Source organism: Armatimonadia bacterium, assembly GCA_039679385.1.
Taxonomy (GTDB): Bacteria; Armatimonadota; Zipacnadia; order Zipacnadales; family JABUFB01; genus JAJFTQ01.
The window spans coordinates 26053-49272 of record JBDKVB010000168.1; the positions used below are offsets into that span (position 1 = coordinate 26053).

Here is a 23220-nt window from a genome sequence, read left to right on the forward strand (position 1 = left end):
AAGGGCGACGGACCGAGCCTCCTGGCACTGGCGGAGGAGAAGGGGTCGTGAGCCGCGAAGTACAAAAGTATGAGTATGATACGTCTCTTGCATCTTGCGGACGTTCACCTGGGCGGGTCAGGACCGGCCTTCGGCAAGCGTGTTCGCGACCATCAGCGGAAGCTTCAGGAGGCTTTCGCCCGCTGCATCGACGTGGCCCTGCGGGAGCGCGTCGACGCGGTTTGCATTGCGGGCGACCTGTTCGACGCTCGCCGACCCAGTGAGCGTGTGCTGCAGTTTTGCGTGCAGCAGCTACGACGTCTTGCGGAAGTCGCCCCCCCGATCGAGTGTTTCCTGCTCCCCGGCACCCATGACTGCCTCGATGCGCAAAGCGTGTATCGTCGTCCGGAGTTCCGACTTCCGGGGCTGCACGTGTGGGCAGAGTCGGGACCGGCGACCTTTCGCACCGCCGACGGGCGCCTGGCAGTTCATGGCAACCCGCAGGGAGTTGGGAGGAGCCAGTACCATCCACTGGCCGGTCTGCGACCCGATCCGACGGCGGCGGCGAACGTCGCTGTGGCTCATGGTTCGGTGGCGCTCCAGGGGATCACTGACGAAGACAGCGCGATCATCGCCCCGGAGGAGATCGCGGCGAGTGGGATGGATTACGTCGCGCTGGGACACTGGCATGACCTGAGCGACTACTCCTACGGCGGCGTGAAAGCTGCCTACAGCGGGTCGCCCGAAGTGGTTCTCGTTACCCAACGGGGCAGTGGTGGCGCCAACCTGGTGACGATCTCGGAAACCGGGACGACGCTGGAGCGGGTCACGACGGGAACGCTGCGGTGCGATGCTCTGGAGCTGTCGCCTGAGACGTACCCGGATGAGGCGGCGATTGCGGAGGCCGTTCGCCTGCAGGCGCATCCTGATCTGATCCTTGAGGTGAAGGTCTCGGGAATGGCGCCGGAGGGGTTCACGCTGGACGTCGCACGGCTGCAGGAGGAACTCGCGCCGAGCTTCTTCCGACTGCGAATCACAGACGAGAGTGTGCCGCCGCTGTCGGAGGCTCAGAAGTCGGGTGTCGCCCAGCAGCTCATTGCTGCGCGAGCGATTTCGGCTTTCCAGGAGCGGATCAACCAGGCACGCCAGGCCCAGGACCCTGAGGCCGAGCGGATCGCGACACGGGCCCTGCAGCTCTCCGTGGCGCTGTTCGCCGGCAAGGAGGTGCTGAGATGATCCTGCGGCGCCTTCATGTGCAGGGCTTTCGGTCACTGCGCGATCTCAGCATCGAGTTCGTCCACGGGCTCAATGTGGTGAAGGGACCCAACGAGGCCGGCAAGAGCACCTTGCAGGGCTCCATCGTGGCCTTGCTGTTTGGTGATCCGGGCAAGAAGAACCGCGAGATCGAGGCGATGAGGTCCTGGGGTGCGGAGACCTTGCCGGTGCTCGAAGGGGAGCTGGCTCCGAACAACTCGGACGGCTCTAGCAAGGGCGAAGAGAAGGTCTGGAGGCTGACCAAGGACTTCGAGCGCAAGCGTGCGCAGTTGACCCTGGAGGATGGAAGGGCACTGGGTGACCGGGGCAAGATCGCCGAACGCCTCACGGAAGTGCTGGGAGTGGAGAGCCCGGACGTGTACACGGCGACCGGGTGCCTGCTCCAGCAGCAATGGGCGAAGGTGACTGCCGGGACGCAGATGCAGGAGCTGCTGCAGCAATCGGTGACAGGCGGAGCAGAGGGCACGGCGGCTCAGGACTTGCTGCGCAAGCTGGACAGGGCGATCACAGAGCTGGAAAAGGGCACGCGCGGACACCCGGCCAAGAACCCGGGCCCGCTGGCGGTGGCGAGTCAGCGGACGGAGGAACTTGGGGCGCAGTTGGCCACTGCCCGAGGAGAGGCCATGACGGCGGAAGAGGCCCGGCTGCAGGTGGAGGCATCGCAGGCGCAGATTGCCGGGATCCAGGGCGAACTAGCTGAGGCAGAAGGGCTTGCCAAGCGTGTCGAGCAGTACCTGAAGCTGGAGCGGGAATCTGGTGAACTGCGGGAGCATCTGGACGGTATCAGTGCGACCGTCGAGACGGTGCAGAAGCTAGAGAGCGACATTTCAGTGATTGAGGGAGGATTGGCGCAGGGCCCGGCGGCGGATCCCCAGGTTGCGGCGGACGTAACGACCTGGCGGGACAGGTCTGTGGAGCGCGAGCAGGACCTCGAGGAAGCACGCGGCAAGGTGGCCGAACTGGAGGAGCAGCGGCGGGACCTGGAAGCGCAAGTGCACCGAAGGCAGAAGGATACCGAAGGGCTATCGGCGGAGCTGGAGCGTGGACGTGGGTTGCAGGTTGAGCTGCAGGCGGCCCAGAGCGAGCAGGAGGAGCACCGACGGCGCAAGGAGGAATTGGCTGCGCAGATCGAGGCAGGGGAGCGACGTCTGGCGCCTCGGCGGCCCTTGCTGATCGCGGGTGTGGTGGTATTCGTTGCCGGCGTGGCCCTGGGGCTGGCGGTCTCGGCGCCGCTGTATGCGGTGGCGGCAGTTGGGGTGGTGCTGGCAGGATGGGGCTGGTCACTGCGACCGCCGGAAGGATGGGAGAGCTGGCCGGCCCAGCGTGCCGAGGCAGGGAAAGCGGCTGAAGAGGCACGCCAGAGAGTGCAACGGGCGACGGACCAGCTTGCGCATCTGCTGTCGGTGAACCGGTCTGAGACCATGGAAGCGCTGGCCGGTGAGGTCGCGACTCGACAGGCAGCCTCGATCGAGGCGAAGGCGAGGCTGGAGAACTGCCACGTGAACCTGGGGGAGGCTCGCAAGCACGTCGGCCAGCAGGAGGACGTGATCCGGGCACTGCGGCTGAAGATCAAGCAGGCGGTGGCGGAGGCCGGGTTCGACAGCATCGAGGCGCTGGTCGAACGGGTGGAGGCACGGGCTGGAGCCGAGCGTCTGCTGGAGGCGAATCGCAAGAAGCGGGAAGGCGCACTCGGGTCGCAGACCCTGGAGGAGCTCGCGGCGAAGCGACGGGAGCTATCTTTGCGGTGGAGCGGTCTGGACGAGCAACTGCGCAGCCCCGAGATGTTGATGGCGCGGATCTCGCCGGAGGAGTACCAGAAGCTGACCTCGCGTCTGGGGAGCCTGCGGACCTCGCTGGTGGAGGAGGAAGGCAGGCTGCGTGAGGCGGAGAAGACCGTGGCGGCTGCTCGCAATGACTCCGACAGTGTGAAGGCGCTGGAGGGCGATCTCGAGCAGACGCAACTTGAGCAGGAGCTGCTTCAGGACCGGCTCGCCGTGTGGACACTGGCCCGGGAAGTGATCGGTCAGGCGCGAGACGAGACCCTGGCGACCGTGACCGACCGGATCGGGCCGCGGATGGGCGAGTACCTGGCAATGCTGACGGACGGGCGGTATAGCACGGTGGCGCTGGACAGCCAGCTTCGGCCGTCCGTGATGGCTCCGGAGACTGGGGCAGAGGTGGCAGTGGGTAGTGAGCAGCAGGAGGCCGGGCTGAGCTGCGCCACGCGGGAGCAGGTGTTTCTGGCGGCGCGGTTGGCCCTGGTGGAGATGCTCTGGCCGCAGGGCGGTCCGCCGCTGCTGCTGGATGACCCGCTGGTGAACTTCGATCCCGGACGTCGCAAGTCGGCGCTAAGGGCACTGCAGGCAGCGGCTGGCACGCACCAGGTGATCCTGTTCACGTGCAGTCACGAGTACGATGAGGTGGCGGACAAGCTGATTGAGATGCCGGGACCAGCGGAGGGATAGGGAGAGGGACGAGGCATCGGCAAACCTGGGGCAAAGAAGACGGCCCGGAGACTGAGGGTGCTCCGGGCCGTCTGTGTGAGTCGCGTCAGGGCATCAGGGCGAGGTCGTCCACGAAGAGATCGACGCCCTCCGGCACATCAAGGCGCAGCACACCGACTCGCGGCCCAAGCATCTCGATGGGCGGGGTGTCCTTGACGGTGAAGTCCGTCCAGAGCGCATTGACCTGCTGCCAGTTCGGGCCGAGTGGGATCGTCGCGGTCCGGCTGCAGATGAACTCGATTCGGTTGCCGTGCTCGTCCTCGCCGACAAGGACCAGCTTCAGGCCTGTGACGGTCTTCTCGTTGGCACTGCGCACGTAGAGGGTGACGCCCCTGGCGGCGCTCTTGCGCAGCATCTCGCCTCGGACGCCGTTCATCTCCCAGCGAGCAGGCCCGGTGAGGTGCAGGCCCTTGCTCCCGGTCCGCGCGGCGGCGCTTTCGATGACTCCACGGCCTGTACTGCGATCGACGTGCGGCCGGCGCCAGCGCATCTTTGCGAAGGGACCCTCGAAGGTCTCGGAAAGAAGGTCGGGCGTCGCCTGGCTTGCGTTGAAGGCGAGAGCCCGCGGGTCGACGGTGCCGATGAGGGTGCTCACCGTGACGTTGCGTTCGTCAGTGGCCAGGCCGTACCAGAGGATCGGGACGTCTGAGTCCTCGACGGGGAGGACGGCCCGGTAGTGGTTCTCGGCGACCTTCTCAGCGGTCACTGGTTTCCAGAGTCGGAAGCGAGCCGGGACATCGGCGGGCGAATAGACGGCCCAGACGTTGGCGAAGGGCACCGGCGCCTCGGCCGTCCAGTTGACCTCGATGCCCGTGTCGGTGGCGCGGGCCTGGTCGGTAGCAGTCAGCTTCGGGAAGGGCTTCTCGGTGCCGTCGAGGTAGTGGGCGAACCAGACGGTCTCCATGTGAGTGCGGTTGCGTCGCGAGTCGACCTTGGGTGGGCCGGCGGTGCCTCCGGGGACCGTGATGACGTGGCTGTCGTTGGGCGAGAAGACCCGGTTGGTGTAGCCCGGCATCTGGGCGAGAGTCTTGGTGACGGCCTCGGGCCAGAAGAACCAGTCATTGGAGGCTGCGCAGTTGAAGTAGGCGCAGCGGACTCCGGTGGCACGTCTCCCGGCGTCGAGGTTCCCGAGCCACAGGTTGCGGTCGGCGTCGGGCATGCGGTCGAGGGCGGCGCGCCAGGTGGAGGCCAGCTCGTAGAAGCCGCAGCCGTAGACCGCGAAGGCGGCGCGAACACGGTCACCGGCGAGGCCGCTGATCATGGTGGTCATGTACCCGCCCCAGGAGCCACCCCAGACGCCGACGCGGGAAGTGTCGACCTCGGGCCGACTGCGGAGCAGGGCGAGACCGTTGAGCGCGGCGACGACACCGTCAAAGAGGGAGCAGGTGTCGATGCGCCCCGCGATCTTGGGGGTGAAGGTCGACCAGCCGTCGCGGACCCAGGGGCCAAGGGAGTTGGTTTTGGTGTAGTCGCAGATGCCGGGCTCGTCCTGACAGAAGGCGACATAGCCGCGCTGAGCCCAGGCCTCGGTCTGCGAGGCGACCATGTCGGCCGAAGCTGATCCGCCATGGCACACCAGGAGAGCGGGATGCTTGCCGGGTGCGAGCGGGCGGGCGAGGACACCGTAGATGAGGACTTTCTCGCCGGTCTCAGGGAGGACGCGTGACAGAAAGCGCAGGCGGGTAACCTCGACGCCCTCGCGCTGATCGACCGAGAGTGTCTCGGCGATCTGGGGGCTCTTGTCTTCAAGCCAGGGTGCGAACACGTTCTGGGTCTGCGCCAGGGCGCAAGTGCCGGTTAGCAACATTGCCGATATCACCGCGAAGACACGCATGTTTTCGTTGCCTCACAGGAAAGTGACGATGGGATGTTGAATTCCTCCAGCGGACCGGGGATACCTGCACAGCACCCTAGTGACGGAGGGGTCGGCGCAGATGCGCATTGGTGATGCGCTGGTACGAATGCCGCGTAGTGCGCTGCTGGCGCTCTGTTCGGTTCTGGTCCTCGTGGTAGGACTTGCGGACTACGCCACCGGGCCGGAGTTGATGTTCTCCGACTTCTACCTGATACCGATTGCCGTGGCCTCCTGGTACCGGAGTCGTCGGTCCGGAATGCTCATGGCGGTGCTCAGCACTCTTACGTGGCTGACCATCGACGCGGCGAGCTCGCCATCGCCCGACCGCCCTCTGCTCGCGTACCACAACGCGGTCATGAACCTGATCTTTTACGTAATCGTGGCGTACGCGCTTTCGGGACTGCGGGCCTCTCGACAGATGCAGGTCCAGCTCACGGAGTTCATCGTGCATGACCTGCGGTCGCCGCTGATTACGCAGATGGTGGGCCTGAAGGCCCTGCGGGGCGCCGCCCTTGGTGGCTTCGGTGAGCGTCATGTCCGGTTGCTGGACATTGCGACCATCTCGGCGAACCGGATGATGACGCTGATCAACTCGCTTCTCGACCTGGCGCGGCTGGAGCACCGGAGGATGCCCGTGCAACTGCGCACGCGCGGGGTCATGGAGATGCTGAAGGTCTCACTGGACCAGGTCTCCCTGTGGGCAGATGACTTGCGGATACCCCTAAGGGTTGACATCGAGCCTGACGCGCTGCTGGTATACGCCGATGCCGACCTGACTTCCAGAGTGCTGGTCAACCTCGTCAGTAACGCGATCAAGCACAGCCCCCCACGAGCCCCGGTGGAGATCACTGTTCGCAGTTGTGGTGACGGCAAGGTGCGGTTCAGTGTCTCGGACCAGGGTCCGGGCGTGCCTCGTGAGTATGTCAGTCGAGTGTTCGACCGGTTCCATCAAGTGCGGGCTCGGCAGGGAGGGGCAGCAGTGGGTACAGGGCTCGGGCTCACCTTCTGCCGACTGGCCATCGAGGCCCAGAGCGGCACGATCTCGCTGGAGAGCACGCCCCATGTGCTGACGACCTTCAGCTTTGTCCTTCCGGCCAGGGCGCCGCAGGTACGCGAGGGAGGAGACGGACTGGGTTCGGGCTGATACCCTATCGGCTGTCCCACCAGCGTGCAGCGGCGGGGAAGGGAGGCGCAGGTGGCTGAGGTCGGGAGAGGTGCTGAACCCCGCTGATGTGTAGACCCTCGAAGTGGACCACGCAGGTAGCATCCCCGGCATCTCGGGGTCGCACGCCCCAGGTGGGCACGTCGTAGAGCAAGCTCACCGCCATGACGGTATCCTCCACGTTCCCGGGCAGACCCTCGAAGCGGAAGACGGTCCGCGGCGGAACCTCAGGAAGCACACGCTGGACCTCGGTGAGGACGGCCTGGCGCGCTTCGGCGTCGCGCTGAAGGTGAGCCTCAAGGCGCCACAGAAGGCCAAGGTTGGCCAGCAGCACGAGTCCGGTTAGCCCCCACAGCAGGGCTCTTGGCCAGGAGCGCTGGGCCAGTCGGGTACTCAGGACGCAGACCCCGTAGCCGAGGAGGAGCGCAAAGCCGGCTGCGGAGAGATAACGGTAGCGGGCTGCCACGGCGTACTCATAGGTGAAGGCCGTGAAGGGCAGGAAGGCAACGTACATTCCTGCGACCAGATAGCGCACCGGGTCCGTGCCGCGTATCAGGAGATCCAGGGCGGCAAGTGTGAAGACGAGGCGCATCAAGTGTCCGCAGGGACCGACGAGGTCGGCAAGGCGAACGGTCAAGGCCCCCTGCAGCGCCTCACGGAACCCGCCGCGAGCGATGTCGGGTACGAGGAGCTGCGGCACGATGTCCAGCAGGTTGCGGAACATATGCGGTCCGAACCAGTAGAATCCCTCGGTGAGGCCGGAGAAGCTCGTGCCGGTCCCACGAGTGAGGGGCTGGATCAGGGCGTACAGGAGGCAGGCTGCGGCCAGAGGTAGATAGGCGGCCCAGTTGCGACCCTTCCAGGGCCAACGCTGCAGGGCGAGACAGTCAGCGAGGAAGACCAGAGGGAGGAGGACGATCGCGTCCTCCTTGCTGAGCATGGCGAGGAACCCGAGAACTGCCGCCCAGGCGAGGAAGCTGCGACGGCCCTCCCTGCGGAAGCGGAGGAACAGGACGATAGAGCAGATCACCAGGAAGCTGCAGAGGGGTCGATGGCCCGCTCCAATCCAGGTGACGGCCTGGTGGTTGCCCCAGAAGAGGGCGAAGCCAACAGCGCCCAGCAAGGCGGCTCGGCGATTGAGGAGCGTGGCGCCCAGCCAGTATACGGCCAGGGAGACCAGGAAGTGAGCGAGCAGCAGATAGCAGTAGTAGGGGACCGGGTTGGTCGCGCCGCCGAGGTGGTACAGGCTCAGGAAGACGAGATTGAAGAGGGGCGTGCAACCATTGTGGCCCACCAGGACTGCGCGCCAGACCTGCGGGTCACTGAGCCAGAGACGGGCCACGAGCAGCCAGTTGAAGTCATCTACGCGAAAGCCCAGCCTGAGGGCAGGAGCATAGGCAGCTAGGACGCACAGAAGCAGAAGGGCTGCGACGCCTGACCGCCCGAAGGGGAGTCCGGTTGAGGGAGAGTCAGACGTCGCAGCAGAGTCATGGTCTGGGAGTGGTCGAGGCATCCAGTGCTATTCCCAGGGATGCAGGACGACCTTGGCCGCCTGCGCTGAAGCGAAGGTGCTGAAGGCCTGCCCGACTTGTGTGAAGCCGAAGGTGTGGCTGATGGTCTTGCGGGCGCCAGAGAAGCGGCGCAGGAAGGTCACGAGGTCATCGAAGGAGTTCAGGTTCTGGTGCCAGCAGGTGATGATCTCGATGCCGCGGCGGATCCCATCGCGGCTGGGGCTGAAGTCGATGGTGCCCTGGTTCTCGCCGATGAAGGCGACCTTGCCGAGGCAACGCAGGGCGTCGATGCAGAGACGCTCGCCCTCGGGACGTCCTGAAGCATCGATCGCGCGGTGGACGCCCTCGCCGTAGGTTCGTTCGCGGATAAGGGTGAGAGCATCGGAGGCAGTCGGGTCGAGAGTCAGGTCGGCGCCAAGTTGTTCAGCGAGATCGCGCCGCCAGGGATTGGGCTCGACGCCGATTACCTGCGCACCGAGGAACCTGGCCAGGGCAACAGCTCCGAGACCGACCGGGCCCAGGCCGTTGATGAGCACGGTGTGGAAGGCAGTGACGCCGAGGCGTGTGAGGGCCTGGAAGGCGGGAGACAAGCCGCAGCCCATGAGGGAGCACAGGTCGTCGTCGAGATCGTCGGGCAGCCTGGGGCACAGCCATTCCTGCTTGCGCACGTACTGGGCGAAGTGCCCGCCACTGCCAGCCGGCTTGTTGGGGCAGTGGATGTAGTCGCCCTGCCGGCATAGCCAGCACTCCCCGCAGCCGGACGCCGGGTTCAGCAGCACACGGTCGCCAACGCGCAGGTGTCGGGCAGCGTCCACGGCGACCACCTCGCCGACGCCTTCGTGGCCACCTCCGGCGTGACGACCCTCGTGCCGGTAGGAGTGCATGTCACTGCCGCAGATTGGCGAGGCAGTGACCTTGACGACCACCCACTCGCCTTCGGGGGTCGGGTCCGGTGCGTCCTCCAGCCATGCTTTGCCATCACCAAGCACCACATGCTTCATCGCAGCTCACCTCGTGAGTGCTCTCCTGCAGATCGTCAGGAACGACTCGTGGACCAGGGGGCTCTGGCTGCTAGCCGGTGAGAGCCCTCATCATGGCGTCGGCGATGACCATGTGTCCGGTGTGATTCGGGTGAACCGGCTCCGGGCAGAAAGCCTCGGCCTCGCGGTACTGAAGGTGCTGCTGGAACAGCTCCTGGGTCTTGAGGTGGTAGGCGTTGTACTTGGCTGCCATCTCATGGACCACGGCGATGTACTGGGGGATGAGGTCCAGCACCGTGCTGCGGAAGCTCTGACCGGTCTCGCGGTCGAGGCTGATGTAGAAGGGGTCCAGCAGGAGCAGGTTGGCGCCGGTCTTCTCGCGGGTGGTCGCGAGGATGGAATCGTAGCGCTCGCGGTAGGTCTCGACGGATACGCCATTGGCCGGATCACGTAGGAACCCGTGGAGGTCGTTGATGCCGATGAGGATCGAGACCCAGTCTGGCTGATGGCGGATCACGTCGTCTTCCCAGCGGTCGCGCAGACCGGTGACGCGGTCGCCGCTGATGCCCTTGTTGAGGTAGCGGACCTTGCGCTCGGGGAAGGCTGCGGTCATGCGCTCGATGAAGATCGACGGGTAGCCGCCGCCGAAGGGTGCAGAAGCGGCACGGCGGCCACAGTCGGTGATGCTATCGCCCTGAAACAAGAACAACTGTCCGTCAAGAACGGGGAAGTCTCCCATCGTTCTCCTCCCTTGGGTGCGTAGCAGAATGAACAGGGCTGGTTCGACGGACCTGTAGAGGAGACCTGCCCCAGTTTCGCTCTGCACAGAACAGTCAGCGGGAGTCTAGACCAGTGCGACGTTGCAGACAGCGTCGCGCAAGGGGTGCATGAGGTCCGAGAAGGCCGGATCGTCGATGAGGGTGGAGTAGTCGGAGAGGACCAGAGCATCGGCGCCGGCCCGAGCTGCGAAGTGGACGGTATCGACGGCACGGTCCCTGGCGTTTGGGGAGGTGTTGAGCCACAGGGCGCACTGCTTGCCGTAGTTGCGTGCGATCCCGCCCAGGGAACGGTTGGCCTCGCGGACACCGAACTCCATATCCCAGCCCATCTCCTGCCAGGGGATGGCGACACAGAGTCCATCCACGCCGGAGCAAGCGGTGAGAGGAGCGGCGTCCTCAGTGCCGGTGTAGCGCTGTTCGCGAGAGGTATGCAGAGTGGGCATGACCAGCGACTGCAGCTTGCGATCCACAGACTGCACGGCGGCAGCGGCGGCCAGCAGGAAGATCAGGACGGCATTGCGGCGGAACTCGAGGACCTCGTCAGTGAGTTCGTGAGGCATCTCGCGGCCATAGCTGGCGCGGAAGAGCCGAGTGCAGTACTGGCAGCGACAGCCCCAGACGCCACGGGTGTGATAGAAGGCGGGCTCATCCCAGACGAAGCCCCGGCACTCCAGCAGCCAGGCAAGAGTGCGCATGCTCGAGGAGAACCACTCGAGGAAGCGTGGGTGATTGGGGCAAGCCTTGCGCAGGCGCCGCCCCCGCGAGTCGATCTGGCAAGTGTCCGGATGGGTGTGCACGAAGAGACTGTCGACAGAGGGATCGGGGTCGAGGAAGCGGCCATAGCCCCAGGGCATGGCATAGGTGACCAGGCCGTCATTGCGGGCTCGTCGCATGAAGGCGGCTACGTCATCGACCTGCCAGCGGAGCTCGTCCTCATAGCAGGCAACGAAGACCGCGCCGAAGCCCAGACGGTTGAGCAGTCCGGTGTCTACGGTCTTGAGAGCGCCGACGCCGCCTGTGACGGAGATGCCGACGTTCATGGGATGCCCTTCCCTGGAACGGTCTGTTGGCCTCAGGGGCCGAGGCGTACGAACCGAGTCACTACGCGTCCGGCTGGGCGACCGAAGCGGCCTGCAGGGGCTTGCGCCCGACGGCGATCAGACTGGCACCGATCGGCAGGCCCCAGCGTGGGAGAAGGAAGGTCTCAAGGTCCTGGATCCACAGGAGCGGCTGGTTGAGCATGCACGGCAGCCTGGAGACCTGGGTGTGAGGTGCACGCGGTCGGTGCGGCACCAGCCGGCCCATCAGACGCGAGGCAACCACTACCGGGAACAAGAGACCGACACCATAGGTGAGTTTCGTGATCTCAAGGCCATGCACCTTCATCAGGTCGCGAATCTGGTGCTTCTCGTAGCGGCGGAAATGCGACAGGGCAACATCGTGCTCACTCCAGAGCCACTGGAGAGCGGGGACGGAGATGACCGCGATGCCCCCGGGCTTGAGGACCCGCACCACCTCGGCGAACCCCACACTGTCTTCCTCAAGGTGCTCAAAGACGTCGCAGCAGATGGCGACGTCGAAGGCTTCGTCGTGGAAGGGCAGCGCCTCGGCGACACACTGGGTGAGTCGCTGATGTCCGCGCTGGCGGCAGAGCTGCAGGGCGTCCGTCGAGATGTCGGCACCGGTGAGGAGGCCGGTGTCCTGGAGGGCATCCAGGGTGCCGCCGGTACCGCAGCCGACGTCGACGATCTGCGGGTCAGGAGGACCGAAGCGCTGGACAAGTGCCTTGACCAGCCGCCGGCGCCCGATGAACCACCAGTAGGTATCCTCCAACTGGTACATCTTGTCGAGTTCTGATTTGCGCATTCAGTGAGTGGGACCTCTGGCTTCGGGAGCCGGACTGGATACACACGGACCCTAAGAATAGGCTAGTCGGGGCGAAGTCGCAAGATCAGGCCGCAAAGCGGCCGTATCAGGAAGTGAGGCGAGAGGGAGAAGCGAGGTCGACGCGCAGATAAGCTATCGAACTTTCGTTTGACTGTTGCGGCAAGATGTGGTAAAGTCTGGTGCAACTCAAGAGTGACTCGAGTAGCCGATCTGGGAGGCCGTGCCAACTATGGCCGAGAAGCAGCTGTCCAGCCGTCGCAGGGAGATTCTGGATTTCATCGTTGCCACGACACGACAGCGAGGATACCCGCCGACGGTGCGTGAGATTGGCGAAGCGGTTGGGCTCAAGTCGAGCTCCACGGTGCATTTCCACCTCAACGTATTGCAGAAGATGGGGCTCATCGAGCGTGACGGGTCGCTGACGAGGGCGATTCGGGCACGAGACACGTCCTCGGATCAGCCCACGCTTCCGGCCCGTGGGGTTCGCTATGCTCCACTGGTTGGTCGAGTGGCAGCGGGGGAACCGATCTTCGCTGCAGAGAACATCGAGGACACCTTCACCTTGCCGGCGGAGCTGTTCCCGGATGGCGAACTGTTCGTGCTTGAGGTGAAGGGGACAAGCATGATTGAGGACGGCATCCTCAGCGGAGACCTGGTCGTGGTGCAACGACAGGAGACGGCGCAGAATGGCGAGATCGTGGTCGCGCTGCTGGACGATGAGGCGACCGTCAAGCGGTTCTACCGCCACGACGGCGAGATCGAGTTGCGGCCGGCGAACTCGACGATGGAGCCGATCTTCGCTCAACGTGTAGCGCTGCTTGGTAGGGTACGGGGCGTGATTCGCAGGATCTAGGAGCCAGGGAGGTCGGCCGGAGCAGGCAGGTCCTCACCGAGGGGCTTGACGACGAGCACGGTGCGGTCATCATCGTCGGCGGTCAGGCTGAAGCGTGCGGAAGCCTCCATGAGGTCGTCGGCGATGCTCTGGGCGGAGTTGGCGGCTTTGGTGCGAGTGCAAGTGACGACGCGGTCAGGGCCGAACTCCTCGCCGGAACGGTCGCGAGCCTCAGCGATGCCGTCGGTGTAGCAGAGGAGCACATCGCCAGGGGTGAAGGAGACGATGCGCTGCTGGTAGCGGGGCTGCCGCTTCGCGCCGATGACAATGCCTTTGGTGGAGAGCTCAATGGTCTCGCCGTCAGCGCGCAGGAGATAGGGCGGAAGGTGGCCGCAGTTGGTGAAGGTCAGGGTCTGTGCGGCCGTGTTGATGACGCCGATGAAGAGGGCTGCGTAGGCGTCGGGTTGCAGGGCGTCGTAGACGTTGCTGTTGATGAGCTCAGCGATCTCGGCCGGCTCGGCGGCCGTACGACTTGCGGCATGCAGATGTGAGTGGACCAGGGAGAGGTGGAAGAGCCCGTAGACGCTTTTGCCGGCCATGTCGCCGATGCACACGAGCACGGCGTCCTTGTGGAGGGTGGCGACATCATAGAGGTCTCCGCCGACCACACGGGCTGGATGGAAGCTGATGCCGATCTCGAAGCCGTCAGGACTTGGGACCGTGGCGGGTAGCATGGACTGCTGAAGATGGCGCGCCAGGGCCATTTCGTGGGAAAGCCGGGTAGAGTAAGCGCGCTCGCGGTCACGGGCGAGGACCACGTAGGAGGCTGTGACCGCCATCAGGATGAGCACCGGGGTCTGGCCGCCGATCAGCAGCTCGAGGCCAAACGTGAGGTGCTCGCAGATGACTCCGTACATGACGGCGGCGATGACGGCGGTGATCAAGGCGCCGGTGCGGCGGAACCAGATGGCGGCCACGACGATGATCAGGTAGTACATCGCCACCATCCAGTCGCGCTGGTAGGGTATGTCCTCGAAGGAAGAGATGGCGGAGGTCGTTAGCGACAGATCCACAAGAAGGGCGAGTTGACGTCTCAGGGGCAGACGGCGGCCACGCAGGTAGAAGGCGAACAGGGCAAGGTTGAAGGTGGCGGCTACGACCAGCATCAACTGGACGAAGGTGGCCTCCTGGAGCGGCACTCGAAGTGCGTAGGGCGTGAGAGCGAAGGCGAGAATGAAGGCGGTGCGGACGAGAGCGACCGCGATGTCGGATTCGTCGGTTGCGTCCCAGTCAAGCAGGCCGGTCGGTCGTTGGGAGCGGAGCTGTCGCAAGAAGGTCACCTCCCGTTCAGAAAGGATTCGCGGGTGTCCGTGTTGAACCGCCCTCTGTCTCGGTCTTCTGTAAAGTGTCCGAAGAGAGCGACGGGTGTGCTGCGGGTCCATACGTCCTTTCGTCGCGCGAGCGTCGGAACCCTTTCTCGGGCCATGTTAACAAGCCTGTGTCACCGGGGGTGCTGACAATGTCGGACCCTCTGGTGTACCGTCGCCAACGTCAGGCGATGGTTGAGATGCAACTTGAGTCTCGGGGCATCCGAGCTCCGAAGGTCTTGGCGGCGTTTCGGAGCGTACCCCGGCATGAGTTCGTCGTCCCCGGCGATGAGCCGGTGGCCTATCAGGACCGAGCGCTGCCGATCGGATGGGGCCAGACGATCTCGCAGCCCTTCATGGTTGCGTACATGCTGGAGATGCTGGCGGTTGAGCCGCACCATCAGGTTCTGGAGGTCGGTGCGGGCTCAGGTTACCAGGCAGCGCTGCTCGGACAGATTGCCTCCGAGGTGTATTCGATCGAGATCGTGGGTGAGTTGGCCTTGCGTGCCGAGGCGACGGTGAGTCGTCTGGGCTACGCGAACGTCTACATTGTGCAGGGCGACGGTTCATTGGGATACGCAGCGCAGGCGCCCTACGATCGGATCGTTGTCGCGGCGGGTGCGCCAGCCATACCCGAGCCCCTGGTCAGCCAGCTTGTAGAAGGCGGCCGGCTGGTGATCCCGCTCGGGGACCGCGGTCTTCAGACCTGCATGGTCGGTGTCAAGCGAGAGGGCGAGTTGGTGGTAGAGCGCGGCATCGGTTGTGTGTTCGTGCCGCTGGTGGGCGAGAAGGGCTGGCGGGCGGCCTGTTGAGTTAGTTGGGCTGCCTCCGAGGGCCGCCCTTTTCCAGGTACTTGGACATGCCAGAAGCCAGAATGCGTCGAGAAGGTTGGTAGCGCCTATGTCTTCAGCACCTGCGCCACGGTATGGGTTCCGGACCGCCGGGTACCGGAACCGTTCGTTACAGGAGGCCTTTGAGTCCCTGGCTGGGGTGGGCTATCGTGGGGTTGAGATCTGCCTGGAGCATCCCGAGGCCAGGCCGGAGAAGATGACGGTCGCTTCGGCCGAGGCTCTCGCGGGCCTTGCGCGGGAGGCGGGGCTTGAGACTGCCAGCGTCAGCTACCATGCTGATGCGGAGCCAGACGAGCCGCGTTCGGAGAACCAGCTTCGCGCTGTCGGTCTGACTCGTCCTCTGGGCGCGGAGGTCCTCATTCTCAATGCGCGGAAGGCTCGTCCCGGCGAGGAGCAGGCGCAGTGGGATGGGTTGCGTCGGACGCTGGAGGGGCTGCTACCCCGGGCAGAGGTGGAAGGTGTGACCGTGGCGCTGGAGCCTGAGCCTGGCCACTTCCTCAACTCGTCGGCTGACATGGGGAGGCTTCTGGCCGAGGTGTCGCATCCGAATCTGGGCGTGAACCTTGACGTGGGCCACGCCTTTGTGACGGACGAGGAAGTGACCGAGAGCATCCGGTCGCTGGGCAGCTCGATCGTTCACACACACCTGGAGGGGATGCCGGCAGGAGTGCATCGACATCTCGTTCCGGGGGAGGGCGACCTCGACCTGGTGGCAGTGCACAAGGCGCTGGAGGAGATCGGCTACACGGGCTACTACACGGTGGATCTGTTTGACATCGCGGACGACCCCGAGGGGGCCGCACGACGTAGCCTCGAGGCGCTTCGCCGGCTGCTTGGTTGACAACGGTGGAACAGTTTCCCTACGACGCCCACACCCATACGGTCTTTTCGGACGGAGTGAACACGGTCGAGGAGAACGTGCGCGCTGCGGAGGCGGCCGGGCTGCGTTGCGTGGCTGTGACCGATCACCTGATGCCGGACTCGAACCATGAGCGCCTCGAAGTTTGGGCGGCGGAGGCGTGCCGGCTGGATGGTGAGAGCTCGATCATGGTGGTGCCCGGCGTCGAGGGGACGATTCTCGATACCGAGGGAACTGTGAGCGTGGACGCGCGGGAGGCCACACTGGTGAAGCTGGTGCTGGTCGACCTGAGTCGCCACACTCGGGGCATTGGCTATGACCCACCGGCGAACTCGCGACGCTACGAGCAGCAGGTTCTGGCAGCAGTGACGAACGCGGCGCTGAACCCGGTGGTGGACGCGATCGCGCACCCCTTCAACCTGGGGCGGTTCGATGCGGTGCTGACGCCGGATCAACTGTCTCGTGAGGGTCTGCGAGAGGTCGCCCGGGTGATGGCCGAGAGCAATGTGGCCTTTGAGATCATGAACCAGGCGTACTGGTGGTACCCGCAGATGACGGTGGCGGAGTTCACCCGTGAGTACGCCCGGTTGCTGCGGCTCTTCGCGCGAGAGGGCGTCAAGTTCATGGTGGGCAGTGACGCGCATTCGGCGGGAGCTGTGGGATGCCTCCACTACTGTAGGACGCTGATGCGTGAGGCGGGGATTGAGTTGTCGCAACTGGTCAACCTGGAACGGATGGCCGCCGCACGAAGCACGCACACGATCAGTCCGTGACGCACCGTTCTTGAGGCCCTGGCGGCGTCGGAGTGTGTGGCCGCCGACGGCCAGCTCAGCACCCGCGTGGGGAAGGAGCTCCAGTCGGGTCTTTGAGGAGAGAGCCGTCTGTTTCCCCGGGGGGCACAACAGAGGTGGACAGTGCCCGAGATTCTGCTTGAGAGCGATCGGCCCATACTGCGCATCGGCGCCGTTGCGGAGATACTGCACGTGCATGCTCGGACGCTTCGGCTCTATGAGGAGCGCGGGCTAGTGGCGCCGGCTCGGAAGCGCGGGCAGCGGCAGTACAGCCGAAATGACGTGGTCTGGCTCAACTGCCTGCGGCAACTGCTTCACGAGGACGGGTACAGCCTGAATGCGATCCCCAAGCTGCTCGAATTCGTGCCTTGCTGGGAGCTGCGGGGGTGCCCACGGGAGGTCTATCAGTCCTGCACGGCGGCGCGGGAGCGTCGCCTGGAGTGCTGGGAGGTCTTGGAGCGAGTATGCCGCAACGGCCGGGGGGTCTGTTCAGAGTGCCCGATCGCAGCGAGTGTGCGGGAGGAGGCACCAGAGCAGGTTGGCTCGGGCGTTGAGGAAGGCAGAGGGACAGGCTAGCAGACCGGAGGGGTATAGCAGTCGCCGGTCGAGAGGCCATGAGCGCCGGCGCGACGAAGCCATGTTGCGGGGTCGCTGAGGGCGAGGCCGCTACCGAGGGGTCAGTGCCAAAAGGGAGAGGGGCTGCGTGAGGGTCTGGGCAAGGGAATCCTGCGGACAGATCGAGACCGACTGTGAGATACGCAGTGCTCTCGGATGTTCATGCGAACCTGCCGGCGCTGGAGGCGGTGCTGGCACGCCTGGAGGCTGAAAGGCCCGACGGGCTCCTGTGCCTTGGAGATTGCGTGGGGTATGGCGCGCAACCAAATGAATGCGTGGCGCTGCTGATCGAGCATCAGGCTATCGCTGTCCGCGGGAATCACGATGTGGCAGCGGTGGAGAGCGGCAAGGAGCAGTGGTTTACTGAGGGGGCACGTCGGTGTATCCTGTGGACAAGGGAGCAGTTACAGCCACAGGTACACGACTATCTGAGCGGGCTGCCGGACACTCTTGAGGCTGACGGGGCACAGCTTTGTCATGGCGCGCCCTTTGATCCGGACTACTACGTACTGACGGAGGCGGATGCCGAGATGGCGCTTGAGGCAAGTGAGAGGCGCCTGGTGTTCGTCGGGCATACGCATTGTGCTGAGTGGTACACGGCTGGCGCTGGGGGCACGCGTCCGGTGCTTTTCCCGGCGTCGTCGGGCGGGACCCTGGTCATGGAACCGGGGAAAGGGTATGTCGTGAACCCGGGGGCAGTGGGGCAGCCGAGAGACGGGAACTCGATGGCTGCCTATGCGGTCTGGGACACGGAAGCGGCGACGATCAGACTACATCGCGTGCCGTACAACATCCGAGCAGCACAGGAGGAGATCATCAGAGCGGGTCTGCCGGCGATGATGTCGGCGCGCCTCGTAGTCGGAGCATAGGACGGGAGGGTCTCAGGGAACAGCCTGTTTCAACAACGTGCGGGCCGTACAACGCCAACAGAGGTGATCTGTATGCCGCTGGAGGACAAAGCAACCCGTCGGTTGGTGGAGCGCGAGATCTCGAAGCATCCTATTGACTACAGCCTGTTGGTGGTGAGCGTCATCAACGGAGTGTGCACCTTCAGCGGGCGCGTCTCCCCGCTTCGCGGCGCGATTGCGAGGGGCGTCAACGTGAAGGAAGAGGTGCGCAAGGTGGCGGACTCTGTGCGTCTCATTCGCGGCATCAACGAGGTCGTCATAGACCTAGCCTACGACTTATAGGTCAGGGAGAACGACAGCGGCCCGACAGCCTTCGCGCGGAGGGGGAATCGCGCGCTGTGTCGGGCCGTTGCTGCTATTCGGCCTGAGCCTTGAGTGCCGTGACCCACTGGGCGGCCGTGTCGCGGAAGCGTTCGTCAGGATGCTTGTCGGCCATGAACTGGATGGCCTTGACATCCCTGGCGTCGGCGAAGGCCTGGAAGTTGCGTCCCATCTCGCGGGCGAAGGTCTCGGCGACCTGGGTAAGCAGCGCCATGTGACAGACTTCGATGATGTCCTCGGTGCGCAAGGCCCGAACGAGTCGCGCGACGGTGATGGGCTCGTTGGCTACCTTGAGGGCTGCTGTGCGACGCGTCTCTTCCCAAGCTGAGGAGCGGGCGATGGCGACCATGGCATTGGCGGCTGCCTCAGAGGTCGGCATCTTCGCGGCGATGTTGTCGACGATGTACTGACGGATGGGGTCGCGGTCCATGGCGGCCTCACGACCCATTGCGCTGGCGCGGGTCATGTCGGCCGACTTGGACATTTCCTCGATGTCGGAGAGGATGTAGTCGGGCACACCTCTGGCGCCTTCCTCGGAGTCCACATCGCGGAAGATACGTCGCGACACGCCGCCGCCGCCGGTTGCGCCCTCTCCGGGCCGTCGAGGCTGGCGGCGCAGACAGGCGGCCACAGCCAGGGGCTCGTACATCTCCTTCTGGACAAGCTGCTTGGCCAGTTGGCGGGCGGAGATCTCCGCGGCCGATACTAGGAGACGCGAAAGCAGATCCGAGTCCCCCTCAGCCACAACCGCCTCGATCTTCTCCTCCAGTTGCCAGCCCGTGCCCTCGACGATGGTACCGATAACCGGGCCATGCTTGACAAGCTCTTGTAGCGTCATTGGATCACCCATCCGGGCGTGTGCGCTGCACGACGCCATGCAGTTCATAGTGTACGTGGTGATTATAGGCTGCCGGTCAAGCGGCGAAGCACGCCGCCGGCGGCCCTGCGGTGCTACTGTCCAGACTGGCTGTCGAAGTGGTCGGCAAGGGCATAGGCGTTGGTGTTCAGCGCCTTCATGCAGTCCAGCAAGGGTGGATAGCCCTCGTAGCGGAGATTCACGATCCCTTTGTTCGAGTCCCGGTTGGAGGGGTCGGTGGAGAGGTCTTCGGGATCGTTGTCCATGTACTTGAACCAGTGCCAGCCTACGCAGACACGCGACCTCAGGAGAGCCAGCGTGTAGTTTTGGTAGAAGAGACCGCGGTCCTCCTGCGTCGGCACGATCCAGCCGGCGCCGGTAGTGTTCTTGAGGCCGGGCACGTCGTTACCCTTGGTGTACCACTCGGTGATGATCACGGGCCTGCCGGACCAGTTCACCCAGTTCGTGAGGTCCTTCTCGAGAGGCGTCCAGACTCCGTAGTAGTTGACGGAGACGACGTTGAGGTACTTGCCGGCCGCCTGGAATACCGCGGGGCTTGTCTTCTCGGCGCCATGGAAGCGCGATCCCAGGCACAGGTGATTGGGGTCGTACCTGCGGATGGCACGGGTCGTGATATCGAAGTAGCGGTCGGCCACGTAGCCCCGGAAGGCATCGCGGTCCTCGTCCGTGAGGGGCATCGTCGGGTCGTCGGAGCCCTTGCGCTTTGCAAGCCACTCCCGCGCGGCCTGGCAGTTCGGCGCCATGTCACGGTTGCGGGGGTCGAGCTTCAGGTTGCGGTCGAGGAGGTCCCTGGGGAAGGGCATCTCGTTGTCGGAGAAGTGCCCCAGGCACCAGGGATCGTCTTTGTAGGCCGCCAGGCCACGGGCGAGGTCGTTGCAGAAAGCCTCGAACTGGGGATGGAACACCGGGATGCAGTCGTCCACATAGCCCGTGTGTCCGGGCTGGACATGGGTGAGCTTGCGGGACTTCGCGAAGGCGCTCATGAAGTTCCAGATGCAGGTGTACAGCACGGGAGTTGGGGACTTGCGGATCAGGTCGGCGCTGCTCCAGGCCCCGGCTCCGTTGAAGGCGTGGGAGCGCAGCATCTGAGTGGTTGCTGCGGCCCATTTGGTCTCATCGCCGAAACGCTCGCGCAGGGCGAGGGTGTTCGCGCGTGACCGGCCGGGGCTCACCGAAACGACTGCGATATGGAGCAGCGGGCAGCCTGCCGGGTCAACCAGCCACCAGCGGTCGCCGAGCTTCGTCACATAGGTGAAGCCGCGCGCCTCCTGCCGCAGGTCGAGCCGCCCGCCATACTCGCTGAGAGGGATCTTGGCAGCGCCCGGAATGAGCCCGGCGACGCCCTGCAGGGGGAGTGTCTGGTACTCCTTCCAGGGCTGGTCGACTTTGGTCTTGGCGCGGACGAGTACGAACTGGTCCAACATCGGGGTACCCTCCTCACGCGGCTGACACGAAGCGACAGTGGCAGCCATCAGTCCCACCAGCATCACAGCGGCGCTACGCAACAGTGATCTCCCCATGGTGGGATAGGTTCTCCAGCGAGGAACAGAAACCTTCCTGGATGGCGATTCGTGACCGCTCGGGCGGCAAAGCAGGAGTTCGTAGTGTGCGGGCTGGAGGTTTGACTCCGGCCACCGGGGCAGTTACCATAGGCGCCGGAGTCCAAGGGCTCCGCGTGGTGTGCGGCGTGGGCAGGCATCTTGAGGGCTGTCGGTGGGGTTCGCCGAGGAGCCCTGGGAGACGAGAATCCGTGATTACTGCTGCGGAAGTGAAGCAGGTCGCTCGCTCGCTGGGTGCCGATGTTGTGGGGATCGCCTCGATGGACCGCTGGGAAGGTGCGCCGCTGCAGATGGATCCGCGCCAGATCATGCCGGAAGCCAAGTCGCTGATTGCGATGGCCTTCCGGGTGATGCGCGGGAGCCTGCGCGGGATTGAGGAAGGAACGTTCTTCAGCAACTATGCGGCGATGGGCTACGGTGGTCTGACCTACCTGTACATCCCGCTGACGGTCATGAACTTGTCAAAGTACATTGAGGACAGAGGATACGAGGCCATCCCGATTGGCCATCAGCACGAGTGGCGGGCGGTTGACGGTGAAGGGAACCTGCGCGGCAACGTCAGTCGGCCGGTAGCTCCCGGTCGTGCGTGCCCGGACGTCATGACGCATCTGCGGATCGCCGCGTACCTGGCGGGTCTGGGCGAGATCGGGTACAGCAAGGTGCTCCTGACCCCTCAGTTCGGTCCGCGTCAGCGAATCGGTATCGTGCTCACCGAGGCCGAACTCGAACCCGATCCGATCTATGAGGGTCCGAAGCTGTGCAACCGCTGCATGGCCTGCGTGAAGGAGTGCCCGGGGAAGGCGATCAGCGGCGAGAAGACGGTGAAGGTGACCCTGGCCGGGCATGAGGTCGAGTGGGGCGAACTGGACTGTGCGGCTTGCGACATCGCCTTCCGCGGCGGCCAGATCGCTGAGGGCGACGACGAGGCGCAGTACACGGAGGACATGTACGGGCACCGCATCACGCGTAGCCCCTACACACCCTTCTACCGCAAGCCGCGGAATCTGTACAACACGGGTCAGGCTGTGTGTGGCGGCCGCGGATGCCTGCGGGCCTGCATGGTCAGCCTCGAGAACCGGGACGTGCTGCAGAACAAGTTCGAGAAGCCCTTCCGGCGACAGAAGCCCTGGCTCGTAGACTGGTCCGACGATGCGGCAGAGGGCTTCAAGGAAGGCAAAGTCAAGGAAGCGGACTAAGCGCACTCACGCCCTGGGAGGCCGAGACCGGTCTCCCAGGGTTCGTTTGGGTCGCCAGAGGAAGGACGCCGGCCATCGTGCGTTTCGCTGTCGGTTACCAGCTTGCAGGCGAGGACGAAGAGCCCTTTGTGAACCTGGTTCGGGACTACCGGGACCATATCGCGGAGGTGTACTTCCCCTGGGCCGACCAGCCCTCGGGACGAGCGGCGCTTAACAAGCAGCGGGGCTACACCGACTGGACGGCACAGGCACGCCAGGAGGAGGAACTGCGGGAGCTGCGCCGGATGGGTGTGCGCCTCGACGTGCTGTTCAACGCGAACTGCTACGGCCGGTACGCGGTCAGTGAGTACCTGGAGTGCCAGGTGGGCTCGGTGCTGGAACACCTGGGAGAGATCGTCGGTGGAGTGGAAACGGTCACGACGACGTCACCGGCGGTCGCGCGGACGGTGAAGAAGCACTTCCCTGAGGTCGAGGTGCGGGCCTCGGTGAACATGCGGATCGGGACCGTCAAGGGGATGGAGTACCTGGCGGAGCTCTTCGACGGCTACCATGTGCAGCGGGACTACAACCGGGACCTGGCTTACCTGCGAGAACTCAAGGAATGGGCCGACGGCGCCGGCAAGCGGCTCTACATGCTGGCAAACAGCGGCTGCATGAGCTTCTGCTCGGGCCAGAGCTTCCACGACAACATGGTGGCCCATGAGCAGGAGATCGACGAGACCCACAACATCGAGGGCTGGACGCCCCATGTGTGCTGGGCGTACCTGAAGAACCCGGAGCACTGGGTCTCGGTGCTGCAAAACACGTGGATTCGCCCCGAGGATATCCACCACTACGAGGACCTGTTCCCCTATGTGAAGCTGGCGACGAGGATGCATGCACGGCCGCGGGCGGTCGTGCGGGCTTACGTGGAAGGGCGTCACCGGGGCAATCTGCTCGACCTGTGTGAGCCCGGCTATGCCCCGGCCTTCGCGCCCTATGTGATCGACAACGAGGCCTTCCCCGCGGACTGGTTCGAGCGGACCTCGACCTGCGACCGGCGCTGCCATCGCTGCGGGTACTGTCAGTCGGTGCTCGAGACCGTGCTGGTGAAGATGGAGTTCTGAGCGCCC

General features: G+C 64.7%; 21 protein-coding genes. 12 read left to right on the forward strand and 9 right to left on the reverse strand.

Going from position 1 to position 23220, the window contains the following annotated elements:
• Positions 1-69: 69 nt before the first annotated feature.
• Positions 70-1215: a DNA repair exonuclease gene (locus ABFE16_19495; GenBank protein ID MEN6347486.1), complete on the forward strand. Its 1146-nt coding sequence runs from the start codon at positions 70-72 to the stop codon at positions 1213-1215.
• Positions 1212-3719 carry an AAA family ATPase gene (locus tag ABFE16_19500; protein ID MEN6347487.1) on the forward strand — a complete coding sequence of 836 codons (2508 nt, stop codon included), beginning with the start codon at positions 1212-1214 and terminating at the stop codon, positions 3717-3719. The genes ABFE16_19495 and ABFE16_19500 overlap by 4 nt, the downstream gene beginning before the upstream one ends.
• Positions 3720-3804: 85 nt before the next feature.
• Here ABFE16_19500 and ABFE16_19505 read toward each other — a convergent pair whose 3' ends face one another.
• A complete protein-coding gene (locus ABFE16_19505) occupies positions 3805-5592 on the reverse strand; it encodes a prolyl oligopeptidase family serine peptidase (GenBank protein ID MEN6347488.1) in 1788 nt (595 codons plus the stop codon).
• Positions 5593-5692: 100 nt separating this feature from the next.
• On the opposite strand from ABFE16_19505, the gene ABFE16_19510 reads away from it, so the two are divergent.
• Complete coding sequence (locus ABFE16_19510; GenBank protein MEN6347489.1) at positions 5693-6757, forward strand: HAMP domain-containing sensor histidine kinase; 1065 nt, start codon at positions 5693-5695, stop codon at positions 6755-6757.
• Between the two features lie 4 nt (positions 6758-6761).
• On the opposite strand, the gene ABFE16_19515 is transcribed toward ABFE16_19510, so the two are convergent.
• From ABFE16_19515 to ABFE16_19535, 5 genes are all read right to left on the reverse strand, one after another.
• The gene (locus tag ABFE16_19515; protein MEN6347490.1) at positions 6762-8288 is read right to left on the reverse strand and encodes a hypothetical protein; all 1527 of its coding nucleotides are present in this window, start codon (positions 8286-8288) and stop codon (positions 6762-6764) included.
• 6 nt (positions 8289-8294) lie between these two features.
• Positions 8295-9287, reverse strand: a complete 993-nt coding sequence (locus ABFE16_19520) for a zinc-binding dehydrogenase (GenBank protein MEN6347491.1) — start codon at positions 9285-9287, stop codon at positions 8295-8297.
• A gap of 70 nt (positions 9288-9357) precedes the next feature.
• Positions 9358-10005: an SGNH/GDSL hydrolase family protein gene (locus tag ABFE16_19525; GenBank protein MEN6347492.1), complete on the reverse strand. Its 648-nt coding sequence runs from the start codon at positions 10003-10005 to the stop codon at positions 9358-9360.
• Positions 10006-10110: 105 nt separating this feature from the next.
• Positions 10111-11085 (reverse strand): hypothetical protein, encoded by a 975-nt coding sequence (locus tag ABFE16_19530; GenBank protein MEN6347493.1) that lies wholly within the window; start codon positions 11083-11085, stop codon positions 10111-10113.
• A 61-nt stretch (positions 11086-11146) separates the two neighbouring features.
• Positions 11147-11911, reverse strand: coding sequence for a class I SAM-dependent methyltransferase (locus tag ABFE16_19535; GenBank protein ID MEN6347494.1), 765 nt, complete (start codon positions 11909-11911; stop codon positions 11147-11149).
• A gap of 250 nt (positions 11912-12161) precedes the next feature.
• On the opposite strand from ABFE16_19535, the gene lexA reads away from it, so the two are divergent.
• Positions 12162-12785, forward strand: a complete 624-nt coding sequence (gene lexA / locus ABFE16_19540; protein ID MEN6347495.1) for a transcriptional repressor LexA — start codon at positions 12162-12164, stop codon at positions 12783-12785.
• On the opposite strand, the gene ABFE16_19545 is transcribed toward lexA, so the two are convergent.
• Complete coding sequence (locus ABFE16_19545) at positions 12782-14095, reverse strand: PP2C family protein-serine/threonine phosphatase (protein MEN6347496.1); 1314 nt, start codon at positions 14093-14095, stop codon at positions 12782-12784. The two genes, lexA and ABFE16_19545, sit on opposite strands and share 4 nt — an antisense overlap.
• 188 nt (positions 14096-14283) lie before the next feature.
• Between ABFE16_19545 and ABFE16_19550 the strand changes: the two genes are divergently transcribed.
• From ABFE16_19550 to ABFE16_19575, 6 genes are all read left to right on the forward strand, one after another.
• A complete protein-coding gene (locus tag ABFE16_19550) occupies positions 14284-14943 on the forward strand; it encodes a protein-L-isoaspartate(D-aspartate) O-methyltransferase (protein MEN6347497.1) in 660 nt (219 codons plus the stop codon).
• Between the two features lie 88 nt (positions 14944-15031).
• A complete protein-coding gene (locus ABFE16_19555; protein MEN6347498.1) occupies positions 15032-15823 on the forward strand; it encodes a sugar phosphate isomerase/epimerase in 792 nt (263 codons plus the stop codon).
• Between the two features lie 5 nt (positions 15824-15828).
• Positions 15829-16614, forward strand: coding sequence for a PHP domain-containing protein (locus tag ABFE16_19560; GenBank protein ID MEN6347499.1), 786 nt, complete (start codon positions 15829-15831; stop codon positions 16612-16614).
• Between the two features lie 141 nt (positions 16615-16755).
• Complete coding sequence (locus ABFE16_19565) at positions 16756-17208, forward strand: MerR family transcriptional regulator (protein ID MEN6347500.1); 453 nt, start codon at positions 16756-16758, stop codon at positions 17206-17208.
• Positions 17209-17381: 173 nt separating this feature from the next.
• On the forward strand, positions 17382-18116 hold the full coding sequence (locus tag ABFE16_19570; protein MEN6347501.1) for a metallophosphoesterase family protein: 735 nt from the start codon (positions 17382-17384) through the stop codon (positions 18114-18116).
• A 72-nt stretch (positions 18117-18188) separates the two neighbouring features.
• Entirely contained in the window at positions 18189-18437 is a 249-nt protein-coding gene (locus tag ABFE16_19575) for a hypothetical protein (GenBank protein MEN6347502.1), read from the forward strand.
• A gap of 73 nt (positions 18438-18510) precedes the next feature.
• On the opposite strand, the gene ABFE16_19580 is transcribed toward ABFE16_19575, so the two are convergent.
• Together ABFE16_19580 and ABFE16_19585 are read right to left on the reverse strand one after the other, a co-directional pair.
• Entirely contained in the window at positions 18511-19314 is an 804-nt protein-coding gene (locus ABFE16_19580; GenBank protein MEN6347503.1) for a hypothetical protein, read from the reverse strand.
• Between the two features lie 113 nt (positions 19315-19427).
• Positions 19428-20873: a hypothetical protein gene (locus ABFE16_19585; GenBank protein ID MEN6347504.1), complete on the reverse strand. Its 1446-nt coding sequence runs from the start codon at positions 20871-20873 to the stop codon at positions 19428-19430.
• 230 nt (positions 20874-21103) lie between these two features.
• Between ABFE16_19585 and ABFE16_19590 the strand changes: the two genes are divergently transcribed.
• A complete protein-coding gene (locus tag ABFE16_19590) occupies positions 21104-22108 on the forward strand; it encodes a hypothetical protein (protein ID MEN6347505.1) in 1005 nt (334 codons plus the stop codon).
• Positions 22109-22185: 77 nt separating this feature from the next.
• Positions 22186-23214 carry a hypothetical protein gene (locus ABFE16_19595; GenBank protein MEN6347506.1) on the forward strand — a complete coding sequence of 343 codons (1029 nt, stop codon included), beginning with the start codon at positions 22186-22188 and terminating at the stop codon, positions 23212-23214.
• The last annotated feature ends 6 nt before the right edge of the window (positions 23215-23220 follow it).